Annotated in this window: 14 protein-coding genes; 12 read left to right on the top strand and 2 right to left on the bottom strand. The window is 72.9% G+C overall.

The window, feature by feature from the left end; translation table 11 throughout:
• Positions 1-48: 48 nt before the first annotated feature.
• From ACFVQ3_RS10125 to ACFVQ3_RS10140, 4 genes are all read left to right on the top strand, one after another.
• Positions 49-2,922 carry a DNA polymerase III subunit gamma and tau gene (locus ACFVQ3_RS10125; RefSeq protein ID WP_387638239.1) on the top strand — a complete coding sequence of 958 codons (2,874 nt, stop codon included), beginning with the start codon at positions 49-51 and terminating at the stop codon, positions 2,920-2,922.
• A gap of 2 nt (positions 2,923-2,924) precedes the next feature.
• Entirely contained in the window at positions 2,925-3,326 is a 402-nt protein-coding gene (locus ACFVQ3_RS10130) for a VOC family protein (RefSeq protein WP_387638241.1), read from the top strand.
• 63 nt (positions 3,327-3,389) lie between these two features.
• Positions 3,390-3,989 (top strand): recombination mediator RecR, encoded by a 600-nt coding sequence (recR, locus tag ACFVQ3_RS10135; RefSeq protein ID WP_138822666.1) that lies wholly within the window; start codon positions 3,390-3,392, stop codon positions 3,987-3,989.
• Positions 3,982-4,557: a DUF5063 domain-containing protein gene (locus ACFVQ3_RS10140; RefSeq protein ID WP_138822668.1), complete on the top strand. Its 576-nt coding sequence runs from the start codon at positions 3,982-3,984 to the stop codon at positions 4,555-4,557. Before recR ends, ACFVQ3_RS10140 begins: the two co-directional genes overlap by 8 nt.
• Positions 4,558-4,714: 157 nt before the next feature.
• On the opposite strand, the gene ACFVQ3_RS10145 is transcribed toward ACFVQ3_RS10140, so the two are convergent.
• On the bottom strand, positions 4,715-5,857 hold the full coding sequence (locus ACFVQ3_RS10145) for an ABC transporter permease (RefSeq protein WP_387638245.1): 1,143 nt from the start codon (positions 5,855-5,857) through the stop codon (positions 4,715-4,717).
• Positions 5,854-6,960 (bottom strand): ABC transporter ATP-binding protein, encoded by a 1,107-nt coding sequence (locus tag ACFVQ3_RS10150; RefSeq protein ID WP_387638248.1) that lies wholly within the window; start codon positions 6,958-6,960, stop codon positions 5,854-5,856. The genes ACFVQ3_RS10145 and ACFVQ3_RS10150 overlap by 4 nt, the downstream gene beginning before the upstream one ends.
• A gap of 175 nt (positions 6,961-7,135) precedes the next feature.
• Between ACFVQ3_RS10150 and ACFVQ3_RS10155 the strand changes: the two genes are divergently transcribed.
• The 8 genes from ACFVQ3_RS10155 to ACFVQ3_RS10190 all read left to right on the top strand — a co-directional run bounded on the left by ACFVQ3_RS10155 (position 7,136) and on the right by ACFVQ3_RS10190 (position 14,976).
• Positions 7,136-7,933, top strand: a complete 798-nt coding sequence (locus tag ACFVQ3_RS10155) for a TSUP family transporter (RefSeq protein WP_387638274.1) — start codon at positions 7,136-7,138, stop codon at positions 7,931-7,933.
• Between the two features lie 224 nt (positions 7,934-8,157).
• Positions 8,158-9,477 (top strand): aspartate kinase, encoded by a 1,320-nt coding sequence (locus tag ACFVQ3_RS10160; protein ID WP_387481192.1) that lies wholly within the window; start codon positions 8,158-8,160, stop codon positions 9,475-9,477.
• A 14-nt stretch (positions 9,478-9,491) separates the two neighbouring features.
• A complete protein-coding gene (locus ACFVQ3_RS10165; protein WP_387638251.1) occupies positions 9,492-10,571 on the top strand; it encodes an aspartate-semialdehyde dehydrogenase in 1,080 nt (359 codons plus the stop codon).
• A 273-nt stretch (positions 10,572-10,844) separates the two neighbouring features.
• On the top strand, positions 10,845-11,234 hold the full coding sequence (locus tag ACFVQ3_RS10170; protein ID WP_387638254.1) for a GntR family transcriptional regulator: 390 nt from the start codon (positions 10,845-10,847) through the stop codon (positions 11,232-11,234).
• Positions 11,231-12,136 carry an ATP-binding cassette domain-containing protein gene (locus ACFVQ3_RS10175; RefSeq protein ID WP_387638257.1) on the top strand — a complete coding sequence of 302 codons (906 nt, stop codon included), beginning with the start codon at positions 11,231-11,233 and terminating at the stop codon, positions 12,134-12,136. Before ACFVQ3_RS10170 ends, ACFVQ3_RS10175 begins: the two co-directional genes overlap by 4 nt.
• The gene (locus ACFVQ3_RS10180) at positions 12,133-12,930 is read left to right on the top strand and encodes a hypothetical protein (protein ID WP_387638260.1); all 798 of its coding nucleotides are present in this window, start codon (positions 12,133-12,135) and stop codon (positions 12,928-12,930) included. The genes ACFVQ3_RS10175 and ACFVQ3_RS10180 overlap by 4 nt, the downstream gene beginning before the upstream one ends.
• Before the next feature lie 157 nt (positions 12,931-13,087).
• On the top strand, positions 13,088-14,140 hold the full coding sequence (locus ACFVQ3_RS10185; RefSeq protein ID WP_387638263.1) for an ABC transporter ATP-binding protein: 1,053 nt from the start codon (positions 13,088-13,090) through the stop codon (positions 14,138-14,140).
• Positions 14,137-14,976: an ABC transporter permease gene (locus ACFVQ3_RS10190; RefSeq protein ID WP_387638266.1), complete on the top strand. Its 840-nt coding sequence runs from the start codon at positions 14,137-14,139 to the stop codon at positions 14,974-14,976. Before ACFVQ3_RS10185 ends, ACFVQ3_RS10190 begins: the two co-directional genes overlap by 4 nt.
• Positions 14,977-15,108 lie beyond the last annotated feature (132 nt).

Genomic DNA, 15,108 nt, shown 5'->3' on the forward strand with positions numbered 1-15,108 from the left:
GGGGACCCGCTGTGCGGGCTGTCAGCCTCGCCGTCTAGAGTTGCCGGGGTGAGCACCGCCCTGTACCGCCGCTACCGGCCAGAGACCTTCGCCGAGGTCATCGGGCAGGACCACGTCACCGGACCCCTGCGGCAGGCGCTGCGCAGCGGACGCGTGAACCACGCCTACCTCTTCTCGGGCCCTCGTGGCTGCGGCAAGACGACCTCGGCGCGCATCCTCGCGCGCACCCTGAACTGCGCGCGCAACACCGAGGAGACACCGATCGACACCCCCTGCGGGGAGTGCTCGTCGTGCATCGAGCTCGCACGTGGCGGCTCGGGGAGCCTCGACGTCATCGAGATCGACGCGGCGTCGCACAACGGTGTCGACGACGCCCGTGAGCTCCGGGAGCGCGCGACGTTCGCGCCCGCCCGCGACCGGTACAAGATCTTCATCCTCGACGAGGCCCACATGGTCACGCCGCAGGGCTTCAACGCGCTCCTCAAGCTGGTCGAGGAGCCGCCGCCGCACGTGAAGTTCATCTTCGCGACGACCGAGCCGGACAAGGTCATCGGGACCATCCGCTCGCGCACGCACCACTACCCCTTCCGCCTGGTCCCGCCGGACGTCCTGGGCCCGTACCTCGAGCAGCTCTGCGCCGCCGAGGGCGTGACGATCGGGACCGGTGTCGTGCCGCTCGTCGTCCGTTCGGGCGGCGGCTCGGTGCGTGACTCGCTGTCCGTCATGGACCAGCTCATCGCGGGCGCGGAGGCCGGGAACGTCGACTACGAGCGCGCCGTGGACCTCCTGGGCTTCACCCACGCCTCGCTGCTCGACGACGTCGTGGAGGCCCTCGCGGCCCGCGACGGGGCGAGCATCTTCCGGGTCGTCGAGCAGATCATCACCACGGGGCACGAGCCGCGCCGCTTCGTCGAGGACCTCCTCGAACGCCTCCGCGACCTCATCGTCATCTCCGTCTCCGGCGGGGCCGCGGACGCCGTGCTGCGCGACGTCCCGTCCGACCAGCTCGAGCGCATGAAGTCCCAGGCGCAGAACCTGGGCGCGGCCGAGCTCTCGCGTGCGGCGGACCTCGTCAACGCGGCACTCACCGAGATGAGCGGCGCCACGTCGCCCCGCCTGCACCTCGAGCTCCTGTGTGCGCGCCTCCTGCTCCCCGGCGTGGACGACGGCGCCGCGGGGCTCGCAGCCCGCATCGACCGGTTGGAGCGGGGCGGGCTGGGAACCGGCGGCCCCACGCCGGCCGCGCCGCGCCCCGGTGGACCCGAGAGCCCCGTCACCGCCGCGCCGCGCACCCCGCGCGTGGAGGACGGCGCACCCGTCGCCCCCGTGAACGGGCTCAGCGGAGCGGCGGCCGCACGCGCCGCGCTCCAGGCTCGCAAGACGGGGGAGGGGGTCGCGGCTGCCGCCGCTCCGTCCGCACCTGCAGCGCCCGTGCGTCCCGTGCCCGTCGCTGTACCTGACGCCGTGCCGGTCGATGCGACGCCGGTCGACGTGGCGCCGGATGCGACGCCGGTCGTCGAAGAAGCCGTTTCAGGTCAGCCGGTCGACGACGCGTCTCCGGCTCCGCCCGCCTCGTCGGGCGAGCCGGACGCTCGGGCGACCGACGAGTGGCCGGTCGTGGTCCCCGTCGGTGGCGCTGCGGCCTCGCCTGCCACGCCGGAGGCCGGCCCCGAGACCGCACCCGAGCGTGAGCACTCCCCGGTCGTCTCGCACGTTCCCGACCACGGGACCACGCCCACGGTCGAGCCGGCGCACGCGGAGCCTGCGCACGCCGAGCCGGTGCACGCCGCGCAGGTCGAACCGGCAGCGCAGCAGCCCGCAGCACCCGCAGCGGCTGTCGTGCCTGCAACGCCCGCAGCGCCCGCGGGCGCCCAGGCGACGTCCTCCGACACCGCGGCCCTGATCCTGCGCTGGCCCGAGGTCCTCGAGACGCTAAGCACCATCAAGCGCCTCACGTGGATGCTCGTGCGCGACAACGCCGAGGTCGCCGAGCTCACCGAGAGCACGCTCGTCCTCAGCTTCAGCAACGGCGGCGCAGCGGGCTCGTTCCGCAACGGCAACAACTCGGCCGCGCTCCAGGAGGCCGTGCACAAGACCCTCGGGTTCCAGGTCCGGGTCGACGTCCAGATCGACGAGGGCGACGGGAGCCCCCGCGCTCGGACCACGGCGGGCCCGGCACCCGTGCCGTCCTCGCAGCCCTCGTCGGGAGCGACGCCCCCGGCGAGCCCCTCCGACGCACCGGCGACGACGCGGACGACTCCGACGCCTCCGCAGGACGACCAGGCATCGGGCGGTTCCGCCGCACCGACCGGTCTGACCCCCGGCGCGGGCCCGGTGGCGAGCGCCCCGGCCGCCCCGCACGGTGCAGGAGCGCAGCAGCTCTCGGGTGAGACCGCGACCGCCCCCGACCAGCGCGGCGGCGTCGCCCTCCAGGAGCGCCCCGCCCCGGTGTCGCCGCCCCCCGCCCCGGCGGCTCCGGCGGCCCCTGTGGTCGAGCCCCCGGTCGTCAACGCGGCAGACGAGGCCTGGCTCGCAGGCCTGCCCGTGACAGAGCCCCCCGCCGACCTCGACGAGGGCCACGAACCGCCACCGGCGGACGTGCGGCGAGCGGCGCCGTCGGGCAGCGGGCCCACGCAGCGCCCGGTCGCTCCCTCGGCACCGTCCGCGCCCAGCGCACCGACGCCCGCCGTCCCCACCGGGCCCGCGCCGGGCGTGCGCGAGACACGCCGCCAGACGCTCGAACGGCAGGCCGCCGAGCAGAAGGCACGGCAGTCGTCGGCGCGCGTCGCGGTCTCGATGGACGACGACTCGCCGTCCGACGACGACCCGGACCTCGCGTCGTCGGGCCTGGTCGGTGCGCCGCTCGTCGCCCAGCTGCTGGGCGGCGTCGTGATCGACGAGACCATCGACACCGGGCTCTGAGCGTGAGCCCGCGCGGGGAGCTCCATCACGTCGAGCTGTGGGTCGAGGACCTCGACGCCGCGGAGAGCTCGTGGGCGTGGCTGCTCGACGAGCTCGGCTACACGCGCTTCCAGACGTGGGCCTCGGGCCAGAGCTGGCTGCGCGGCGCGACGTACATCGTGCTCGAGGCGAGCCCGGCCGTCCGCGCCGCGAGGCACGACCGCCTGCGCCCGGGCCTCAACCACCTGGCGTTCTCGGGCGGCCGCCGTACCGAGGTCGACGACCTGGTGACGCGCGCGGCCGAGCACGGGTGGAGCCTCATGTTCGCCGAGGCGCACCCCTACGCGGGCGGCCCGCAGCACTACGCGGCCTACCTCGAGAACGCCGACGGCTTCGAGGTGGAGATCGTCGCCGCCGACGACTGACCCGCGGCCCGTGGCGCCCGCGCGGCGGACCGCGGACCCAGCGGCGCCACGTAGGCTGGGGGCGTGTATGAAGGCGCGGTCCAGGACCTGATCGACGAGCTCGGCCGACTCCCCGGGGTCGGCCCCAAGAGTGCCCAACGCATCGCGTTCCACCTCCTCGCGGCCGACGCCGCGGACGTTCGGAGGCTCGCCGACGCGCTCACCGAGGTCAAGCTGCGCGTGCGCTTCTGCGAGATCTGCGGCAACGTCGCGGAGTCCGAGCAGTGCCGCATCTGCCGAGACCCCCGACGCTCCGCCGAGGTGATCTGCGTCGTCGAGGAACCCAAGGACGTCGTCGCGATCGAGCGCACGCGCGAGTTCCGCGGCAAGTACCACGTGCTCGGCGGGGCCATCAACCCCATCGACAACGTCGGCCCCGACGACCTGCGCATCCGCGAGCTCCTCACGCGGCTCGCCGACGGCGCGGTCCAGGAGGTCATCCTCGCGATGGACCCCAACGTCGAGGGCGAGGCCACGGCCACCTACCTCACGCGCATGCTCTCGCCCATGGGGCTGCGTGTGTCCCGCCTGGCGTCCGGACTGCCGGTGGGTGGAGACTTGGAGTACGCCGACGAGGTGACGCTCGGGCGGGCGTTCGAGGGACGGAGGGTCGTCAGTGGTTGAGACCGAAGAGGCCGTGGGGTCGGACCTGCGGTCCGTCGCGGCCTCGGTGTCCGCGCAGGCGCGCACCTTCCTCACGACGACCGCCGAGGTCGCCTCCGGTGCCGCCCCGGAGGCGGCGATCCCGCTGCTGCTCCTCGCGACCTCCGACCTGCTGGCCGTGGGCGCGCGGCTGGGCGCGATGATGGACGTCGTCCCGGACCAGCGCTTCGAGCCTGACGCCGGGCCCGAGACCGACCTCGACCCGTTGCGCGAGGGCCTGGCCCGGCTGCTCGACGGCCTCGACGACTACCCGGAGATCGAGGACCCGGTACTCGGTGCGGTCGTCGGGCAGGCGTCCGTGTCCGGGGACATCGCGTGCATCGCCGAGGCGCTGGCCAAGGGGCTCCAGCACTACGACTCGGGCCAGGAGCTCGAGGCCCTGTGGTGGTGGCAGTTCTCCTACCTGTCCCTGTGGGGCGAGCGCGCCGCGAGCGCCCTGCGCGTCCTGCAGCTCGTGCTCGCGCACCTGCGCCTCGACGTCGAGGACGACGTCGCGGCCGAGGCGGAGTACGACGCTCTGCACTCCTGACCCGCTGCACTCCTGACCCGCCTCGGCCCGTGCCGACGGGCAGCTCCGAGAGACGCGGGGAGGGCGCGGCCCGCCGGCCGCGCCCTCCCCGACGTCCTTGCCCGGTCCGTCCGTGGCCTCCGCGCCCTGACGGGCACCGGCAGACGGAGCCACCGGCTCAGGCCACGCGCGTCCCACGGGGCAGCTTCGCGGACGGCACCCGCAGGCGGCGCACCGCCAGGACCACGCCACCGGCACCGAGGAGCAGGTTCGCGCCGAGGCCCCACGGCCACACGGCGGAGTCGTCCGGCTCCGGTGCGTCGACGGGGCTCGCACCCCCACCGCACCAGTCCTGCTCGGGGGCGGGGCCCGTCCGTGCGGCGCGGACGCCTGCGCGGATCAGCGACAGCGGGTCGGACGCCGAGTAGAACGGGTCGCCGTCGTCCGCGTGCGTGGGCTCGGGGGCCGCGTCGGCGACGATCACGAACGGGTTGACCGCGAGGAGCCACCAGGTCCTCTCGGTGTGGACCTGCGGGACCGTCATGGTCTCCCAGACGCACTCGGGTATGTCGGTGGACTCCCAGTCGTGGTCGGAGGGGACGGTCCAGACCTGGATCCTGCTGTCCTGGGTGACCAGCGGGGTCGTGAGCCCGAACAGGATCAGGCTGACGACCGTGAGGCCCGCGACCGTCAGGTACGTCAGCACCGCGGAGCCCGAGGTCTTGGTCGTGAGCGCCGAGAACCCGAGCCCGATCGCGCAGACCACGGCGAGGAGCACCGCGAGGAGCAGGATCGTCGTGACGAGCGACAGGAACGAGACACCGCCCGCCACGAGCGCCCACGCGATGAACGGGATGCTCACGACGAGGAACGCGAGCGCCGCGGTCCAGGCCGCGACGAGCTTCCCGACGACGATCTCCGCCGCGGTCAGCAGCGTCACCTGGAGCGTCGCGAGGGTGCCGGCGTTCCGGTCCCCGTTGATGGCGGAGGCGCTGAGCGTCGGTGCGACGAGGAGCCCGAGGAACAGGACGAAGAACACCACTGCGCCGAAGATGACGGGGCCGAACGCGACGTCGTCGGTGCCGGGGGACCAGGCCGTCAGAGCGCCCGAGGTCAGGAGCGTGATGCCTCCGACGACCACGAACCACACGACGAGCGCGATCTTCCACCGGGTCGAGCGCACGCGCTGACGCAGCTCGAGCGTCGCGACGGTCCTGATCCCGTGCCACGACAGGGCCCAGTCGCCGCGGTTCGCGGGCGGGCTCGCCGGTGTCGTCGGGTCCGTCTCGGCGGGGGTGAGGGGGTGCTGCAGGATGCTCATCGACGCTCCTCCTCGAGGGCGAGGTAGGCCTGTTCGAGGATGCCCCCGGCGGGGGCGCTCGCGACCACGGGGACCCCGGCGACGACCGCGTCGCGCAGGAGTGCCGCGGCCGAGGCGTCGCTGTCGAGGTCGACGAGCGCGGCGCCGTCGGGCTCGGTGCCGAACACGACCCCCGCCCCGGTGAGCCAGGCGTGCAGCCCGGACGGGTCGAGCGCGCGCACGCGCCACGTGCGGCGCGTCGTCGCGGCCTCGCCCACGGTCTCCGACGCGACGGTGCGCCCGCGCGAGAGGAACACGGCGTCGTCGGCCATCTCGTCGAGCTCGGTCAGGACGTGGCTCGAGATGAGGACGGTCTTGCCGCGCGCGGCCAGGTCGCGCACGAGCACCCGCAGGTCGACGCGCGAGCGCGGGTCGAGGCCGCTCGCGGGCTCGTCGAGCAGCAGCACGTCAGGATCGTGGACCAGGGCGCGAGCGAGCCCGAGGCGCTGCTTCTGCCCGCGGGACAGGACGCTCGCGGGCCGGTCGGCGTACTCCTCGAGGTGCACCAGGGCCAGCAGCTCGGCTGCGCGGGCAGCCCCCGCGGCGGCGGGCAGGCGGTAGGCCGCCGCGATCGTCGTGAGCACCTCCCGGGTCGTGAGGGAGTCCCACGTGCCGAACGCGTCGGGCATCCACCCGGTGCGGGCACGGGCCGCGAAGCTCTGCGTGACCGGGTCGAAGCCCGCGACACGGACGCTGCCGGTGTCCGGGGTGAGGAGCCCCGCGAGCACGAGCAGGAGCGTCGTCTTGCCCGAGCCGTTGGGCCCGACCAGGGCCGTCACCCGGCCCGGGCGTGCCACGAGGTCCACGCCGTCGACCGCGCGCACCGCCCCGAACGCGCGCCGCACGCCCTGGGCGACGATCCCGCCCGGGGTGGTGGCGCCGTCGGGCAGGGGCTCGGGCGTCTCCGGTGCGCGCGCGGGCCCGGCCTTCTCCGGCCCGACGGCGTCGCGCCCGTCCGGCGCGGACCGTCCCGACGCGGGCACGTCCGGTGCGGGACGGGGGTCGGTGTCGTCGGGTGGTCGGTGGTCTTCTGGTTCCCCCTGGGGAGCCCCTGTGCTCGTCATGGCGCCGAGCGTAGCGGTGCGGGGAGACCGGCCGTGCCTGCCCGACCGGTCGGGGACGGGACCGCACCCCGGTGACCTCTCCGCCGTCGTGCGAGACTGCCGTGTGACCTGGGACCTCGCCGCGACGCTTCCTCTCGTGGCGCACGCGCCGCTCGCCGCTGGCGACGGGATCGTGCTGCCCGGCTCGGGCGGGCTCGAGCTCGACCTCCTGACGATCGCCCTCCTGGTCCTCGCGGGCCTGACCGCCGGCTGGATCGACGCCGTGGTCGGCGGGGGCGGGCTCGTCCAGCTCCCCGCGCTGCTGCTCGTGCCCGGGATCAGCCCGGTCCAGGCGCTCGCGACCAACAAGCTCGCGAGCATCATGGGCACGTCCGTGAGCGCGACGACGTACTACCGGCGCGTGGGGCCGGACCTGCGGACCGCCGGGCCCATGGCGCTCGCGGCGCTCGTGGGGGCCGTGGGTGGTGCGGCGCTCGCGTCGAAGATCCCCGCCGAGCTGTTCAAGCCGATCATCCTCGTCGTCCTGATCGCCGTGGCGGTCTACACGATCGCCAAGCCGAAGCTGGGGCACACGACCGACCTGCGCTGGGAGGGCAACGGGCACCGGTGGGCCGCGGCGGGGATCGGGCTCGTGATCGGGTTCTACGACGGGCTGCTCGGCCCCGGGACGGGGACGTTCTTCGTCATCTCGCTCGTGAGCATCCTGGGGTACGCGTTCCTGCCCGCGTCGGCGCTCGCGAAGATCGCCAACTTCGCGACCAACGCCGGGGCGCTCATCTTCTTCGTGCCGTACGGCGCGGTGCTGTGGGGCCTGGGGCTCGCGATCGGGGCCGCGAACCTGCTCGGCGCGTACATCGGGGCACGCATGGCCGTGGCCAGGGGCAGCGGGTTCGTGCGGGTCGTGTTCGTGGTCGTGGTGGGCGCCCTCATCTGCAAGCTGGGGTACGACGTCGTCACGAGCCTGGGGGAGTGAGGGGGGCGCGAGGAGGGGCCACCCGCCGCCGAGAACGGGGTTGAGGCCGCGACCGGGCTCGGGACGGCCTCAACCCCGTTCTCGACCCCGGCCACCGGCTGGGGGTGGTCGCATCCTGGGCCTCCTCCCGGAGGCGCCGGGCGCCGGGCTATCATCGAGCGACTCGACAAACACCCGGCGGGCCGTTGAGAGAGACGGAGGCCGGCGACGTAACGGAGCAGCAAGTGGCACTTGTCGTGCAGAAGTACGGTGGCTCGTCGGTGGCTGATGCGGAGAGCATCAAGCGGGTGGCGAAGCGCATCGCAGAGACAAAGCGGGCCGGGCACGACGTGGTCGTCGTGGTCTCGGCCATGGGTGACACGACGGACGAGCTCATCGATCTCGCCCAGCAGGTCACCCCCCTCCCTCCCCAGCGCGAGATGGACATCCTGCTCACGGCAGGTGAGCGCATCTCGATGTCGCTCCTGGCGATGGCGATCAACAACCTCGGTGTGAAGGCGAAGTCGTTCACGGGCCAGCAGGCCGGCGTGATCACGGACGCCGTGCACGGCAAGGCGCACATCGTCGACGTCGTCCCGCACCGCATCCGCGAGACCGTCGAGAAGGGCTCGGTCGCGATCGTCGCCGGGTTCCAGGGCGTCACGCAGAGCACCAACGACGTGACGACGCTCGGACGCGGCGGCTCGGACACCACGGCCGTGGCGCTCGCGGCGGGCCTGAGCGCCGACGTGTGCGAGATCTACACCGACGTCGACGGCGTGTTCACCGCGGACCCGCGCATCGTGCCGACGGCCCGCAAGATCGACCACATCTCCTACGAGGAGATGCTCGACATGGCGGCGAGCGGGGCCAAGGTCCTGGTGCTGCGCTGCGTCGAGTACGCGCGCCGCTACGGCGTGCCCATCCACGTCCGTTCGTCGTTCTCGACGAAGGCCGGGACGATCGTGTCGAACGACGCGCGCTCGGTGCCGAACGTCCCCCAGCAGGCTCCCGGCTCCCCGGCCGGCAACGAGGCAGAGGTCATCATGGAAGCTCCGATCATCTCCGGCGTCGCGCACGACCGCAGCGAGGCCAAGATCACCGTCGTCGGCGTCCCGGACGTGCCGGGCACGGCCGCGCGCATCTTCGAGGTCGTGGCCGGTGCGGGCGCGAACATCGACATGATCGTCCAGAACGTCTCGGTCGCGGCCACGGGCCTGACGGACATCTCGTTCACGCTGCCCATGGACGACGGCGCGCTCGCGACCACGGCCCTGGACGCCGTGCGCGACGAGATCGGTTTCGCGTCGCTCCAGTACGACGACCAGATCGGCAAGGTCTCGCTCATCGGGGCGGGCATGAAGTCGAGCCCCGGAGTCTCTGCGCAGCTCTTCGGTGCGCTGCGCGACGCGGGCATCAACATCGAGATGATCTCGACGTCGGAGATCCGCATCTCGGTCGTGACCCGTGCCGACAGCCTCGACGACGCGGTGCGGGCCATCCACACCGCGTTCGAGCTGGACGGCGAGAGCGAAGCAGTCGTCTACGCCGGCACCGGCCGTTGAGCGAGGAGAGAATCATGAGCAACCAGAACTCCGCAGGCCTCGTCGTCGGCGTCGTCGGTGCGACCGGTCAGGTCGGCGCCGTGATGCGTCGTCTGCTCGAGGAGCGCGACTTCCCCGTCGCGCAGATCCGCTACTTCGCCTCCGCGCGCTCCGCGGGCAGCACGCTGCCGTGGAAGGGGGAGGACGTCGTCGTGGAGGACGCGGCCACGGCCGACGTCTCGGGCCTCGACATCGCGCTCTTCTCCGCGGGTGGTGCGACCTCCAAGGCGCAAGCCGAGCGCTATGCCGCGGCGGGCGTCGTGGTGATCGACAACTCGTCCGCGTGGCGCATGGACCCGGACGTCCCGCTGGTCGTCTCGGAGGTCAACCCCGAGGCGATCCACGAGGCGCGCAAGGGCATCATCGCGAACCCGAACTGCACCACCATGGCCGCGATGCCGGTCCTCAAGCCGCTCGCGGACGAGGCCGGTCTGGAGCGCCTGATCGTGGCGACGTACCAGGCGGTCTCGGGTGCGGGGCTGGCCGGCGCGGCCGAGCTGCGCGACCAGGCGGTCGCGGGGGCCGAGCAGGACCTCACGGGCCTGGTCCACTCGGGCGGCGCGGTCTCGTTCCCCGCGCCGGACAAGTTCCCGCGCAACATCGCGTTCAACGTGGTGCCGCTCGCGGGGTCGATCGTGGACGACGGCGAGGAGGAGACCGACGAGGAGAAGAAGCTCCGCAACGAGTCGCGCAAGATCCTCGGCCTCCCGGAGCTGCTGGTCGCGGGCACGTGCGTGCGTGTGCCGGTGTTCACGGGGCACTCGCTCGCGATCCACGCCGAGTTCGGCCAGGCCATCTCGCCCGACCGCGCGCGCGAGCTCCTCGCCGATGCCCCCGGTGTCGCGCTCTCGGACATCCCGAACCCGCTCGAGGCCGCGGGTGCCGACCCGTCGTTCGTGGGCCGCGTCCGCACCGACCAGAGCGTGCCCGGTGGTCGTGGCCTGGTGCTGTTCGTCTCGAACGACAACCTCCGCAAGGGTGCCGCGCTCAACGCGGTGCAGGTCGCGGAGCTGGTCGCGGCGGACCTTGCGAGCAAGGCCTCGACCCCCGCGTGACCCGGCTGTCGGGACGAGCGTGACCTGGAGGTCACGCCGGTCCTGACGCCCGCCAGGCGACGCAGTGCCCGACGGCGCCCCTCACCTTCCGGTGGGTGGGCGCCGTCGTGCTGTGCGCCGTCCCCGAGAGGTGGGCTGTGGCCCCTGATCCCGACGTGATCAGGGGCCACAGCCCATCTCTGGGTGAGGACCCCTTGCGTCGAGCAATGGTTCTATGGTTCATTACTCATGTAATGAACCATAGAACGTGCGATCGACGAGAGGATGGGCCCCATGTTCGACGGACCTGAACCCATCTACCTGCAGATCGCCCAGCAGATCCGCGCCCAGATCCTGAGCGGCGACCTCGCCGAGGAGGAGCAGGTCATGTCCACGACCCAGTACGCGACGACGTTCCGCATCAACCCCGCGACAGCCGCCAAGGCCTTCGCCGGGCTGGTCGACGAGGGCGTCCTCTACAAGCGGCGCGGCGTCGGCATGTTCGTCGCGACAGGGGCCCGCGAGAAGCTGCTCGCGGAGCACCGCGACCGCTACTTCGCCGAGGTCCTGCGCCCCGCGCTGGTCCAGGCCGACCTGCTGGGCATCACGCCCGCCGAGATCGTGGACCACGTCCTCGGCCGCGGACCCCAGGACCGCCCCACCCCGACGGGAGAGACCTCATGACCGCCCCCACCCGCCCCGAGCCGTTCGGTGTCGAGCTCCGGGACGTGACCCTGAGCTTCGGCAAGGACGAGAAGCACCCTGCGCTCGACGGCCTGAGCCTCCAGGTGCGCCCGGGCACGATCACGGGCCTGCTCGGCCGCAACGGCGCGGGCAAGACCACCGCCCTCTCGCTCGTCGCGGCCATGCGTCGGCCCGACGCCGGGACCGTGCTGGTCGACGGCGAGGACCCGTTCGAGAACGCGTGGGCCACGGCCGGCACCCAGCTCGTCCGCGAGAGCGGCGACACGATCGCCGCGACCAAGGCCTCCGACAGCCTGGGCTACTACGCCGAGATGCGCGAGCACTGGGACGCTGACCTCGCGGCCCGCCTGGTCGACCTGTTCGAGATCGACCTGCGCAAGGCTCCTGAGAGCCTCTCGCGCGGCAAGCGCTCGGCGCTCGGCGCGATCATCGGGCTCGCGTCGCGTGCGCCGCTGACGATCTTCGACGAGGTGTACCTCGGGATGGACGCGCCCAGCCGGTACGCGTTCTACGACGCGCTCGTCGAGGACTACGCGGAGCACCCGCGCACGATCATCCTGTCGAGCCACCTGATCGACGAGGTCGAGCGGATCTTCGAGGACGTCGTGATCGTGGACAAGGGACGTGTGCTCCTCGCGGAGAGCGTCGAGTCGGTCCGCGGCAGGGGAGTGAGCCTCACAGGGTCCGCCGCCGTGGTCGAGCAGTTCGTCGACGGTCGCCGGGTGCTGGCCCGCCAGCGCCTGGGCGGCACGGCCCAGGTCACGCTCTTCGGCACGCTCGACGACGCCGAGCGCACCGCGGCGACCGAGGCGGGCCTCGAGCTCGGCGCGGTGCCGTTGCAGGACCTGTTCGTGCACCTGACCCGAGAGGAGCGGTCATGACCGAGAACCTGGTGGGCCCCGCAGCCCTCACCGACCGGGAGGTGCGACGTGCCACGGTGCGGCGCGCGGCCGAGAAGCGGTCGCTGCGCACCGCCGTCTGGTCGATGGCAGCCGGCACGTGGCAGATCGGCGTGTGGTTCTGGGCGATCGTGCTGGTCATCGCGGGCATCATCGGCTACGTCGAGGTACGCACCGACATCCTCGACGGCAGCGTGATCGACGGTGTCGTGAGCGGGTCGGCGAAGTTCTTCCTGTTCGTCATGGGCATCATCACCCCCCTCGCCATGATCGCGGTGCACGTCGCGGCAGGAGGTACCCGCCGTTCGTTCATCCGTTCGGCCTGGGTCACGGCGGTGATCCTCGGGGTCACGTTCGCCGCCGTGGCGGCGGTGCTCGGCTACGTGGAGTGGCTCGTGTTCCGCGCGCAGGGCTGGTCGCCCGAGCTCGACCGGGCCCAGCTCTACGCCGACGGCGGGCAGGTCGGCACCGCGTTCCTGGTGCAGCTGTTCTTCTGCAGCGTCTACTGGCTCGCGGGTGCGGCGATCGGCATGGGCTACTACGGCTTCGGCGTGTGGCGCGGGACCTTCGCGATCCCGCCGTTCCTGCTCCCGCTGGTCCTCGTCGAGCTCGCGTTCCAGAGCGGCTACTTCGGCAGGCCGTTCGCCCAGGCGGTCGGCCTCGCCGACGCCGAGGTGCTCACCGCGGTGGTGGGTGGCCTGCTGAGCCTCGCCGCAGCGGCCTTCGCCTTCCACCTGGTCACCCGGTCGGTGGCCATCGCTCCCGTCACGACCTGACGGACCTCTGACGACCCTGGCGTCCACGACGCCTTAGCGTGCCGCGTCCCCGACCGGGGCGGGCACACCCACCACAGCGTTCATCCCGTCCGACGGACGGCGCCCGGGTCCACCGGTGCGCCGCCCGGCGGGCGAACACACCCTCAGGGAGGTCGCCATGACCACCGCACACCCCACCTCGCCCTCGCCGTCCGCAGCGCCGTCACGCTCGACACGTCCGGTGCCCGACGGCGCCGCACCGGCGATCGAGGTCGTCGCCCTGCGCAAGGCGTACGGGAGCACCGTCGCCGTGCGCGACGTGAGCTTCGCCGTCGGGCCGGGGGAGATCTTCGGCATCCTCGGCCCCAACGGGGCCGGCAAGACGACCACGGTCGAGTGCCTCGCCGGGCTCCGGCAGGCCGACGCCGGGACCGTCCGGATCCTCGGCCGGGACCCTCAGTCGGACCCGGCCTCGGTGCGCGAGCTCCTGGGCGTCCAGCTCCAGGAGGCCGAGCTCAACGAGCGCATGACCGTGGCCGAGGCGCTGCGGCTCTACGCCTCGTTCTACGAGGACCCTGCCGACACGGCCGAGCTCATGGACCTGCTGGACCTCACCCCGCACCGCGACCGGCAGTTCGCGAAGCTCTCGGGCGGGCAGAAGCAGCGGCTCTCGATCGCGCTCGCGCTCGTCGGGAACCCGCAGGTCGCGATCCTCGACGAGCTGACCACGGGGCTCGACCCGCAGGCCCGTCGTGCGACGTGGGACCTCGTCGAACGCGTGCGCGACCGGGGCGTGACGATCCTGCTCGTGACGCACTTCATGGACGAGGCCGAGCGCCTGTGCGACCGCCTCGTCGTCATCGACCAGGGCGTCGTCGTCGCGGCCGGGTCCCCGGCCGAGCTCATCGAGTCGGTCGACTCCTCGCGCGTGCTGCGCCTGCGGGTCGAGCCCCACGAGGAGGCCGGCGTCCTCGAGGTCCTCGACGGGCTCGCGGACGTCCGGGCCGTGGCGCGCGTGGGTCGCGAGATCGAGGTGACCGGGACGCGGCGGGTGCTGCCCGCCGTCGTGCTGGCCCTCGCGGAGCGCGACGTCGTGCCCGACGTCCGGACCATGACCCGCTCGCTCGAGGACGTGTTCGTGCACGTCACGGGCAGGACGTACGACCACACGGGGGCGACGGGCCCCTCGCCGACCGGCGACCCGTCCGACACCGAAGGAGCAGTGCGATGACCACGCAGACGGCACGGACCACGACCCAGGGCGCCCGCCGGGTGCCCGGCCCCCGGCGCCGCAGGATCGCCGGCACCGGCTGGCACGGCCTGCGGACCCTGACCCTGACCGAGGCCCGGCTGCTGCTCCGCGACCCGGGGACGGTCTTCTTCGCGCTCTTCTTCCCGACCGTCCTGCTCGTGGGCGTGGGCTTCGCGTTCCCCGGCATGCGGGACGTCATCACCGACGCGCCGCCGCCGTGGGAGGGGCTGACCGCGGTCGCCGTCTACGTGCCCGTGGCGCTCGCGACCGCGGTCGCCACGGTCGCGCTCACGACCCTGCCCGTCTACTTCGCGACGTTCCGCGAGAAGGGCGTGCTGCGCAGGCTCTCGACGACCCCCATGAGGCCGCAGGGCCTCATCGGCGCGCACCTGTTCATCAACCTGGTGACGGTCTGCGTCGCGGCGCTGCTCGCGGTGGTCGTGGGGAGCCTGGTGTTCGACCTCGCGGGCCCCACGAACCTCGCGGTCGTCCTGGCGAGCTTCCTGCTGGGGATCCTGTCGATGTTCTCCCTCGGGATGCTCATCGCGTCGCGCGCCGGGAAGGCGAGCACCGCGTCGGCGATCGGGATGACGCTGTACTTCCCGATGCTCTTCCTCGCGGGCATGTGGACGCCCGGGCCGGCCATGCCTGAGGTCGTGCAGACCGTCGCGGGCTACACGCCGCTCGGCGCGGCGACGCAGGCCATGACGACGGGCTGGTTCGGGACGGGCGTCCCGGTGTCGCAGCTCGTGGTCATGGCGGTGTGGACCGCGGTGCTGCTGCCGGTCGCAGCGAGGCTCTTCCGCTGGTCGTGAGCCAGCGGGTGGGTGCGTCGAGCCGCGTGTCGAGGTAGACCCGTGTGCGTGAGGTAGACCCCTCGGGGGGGGTACGGAACCCCAACGGGGGTCCGCGGGGGGGTTTAAAAAAAAACCTACCCCACAGAACAT

This window comes from Oerskovia sp. NPDC057915 (assembly GCF_042887685.1).
Classification (GTDB): Bacteria; Actinomycetota; Actinomycetes; order Actinomycetales; family Cellulomonadaceae; genus Oerskovia.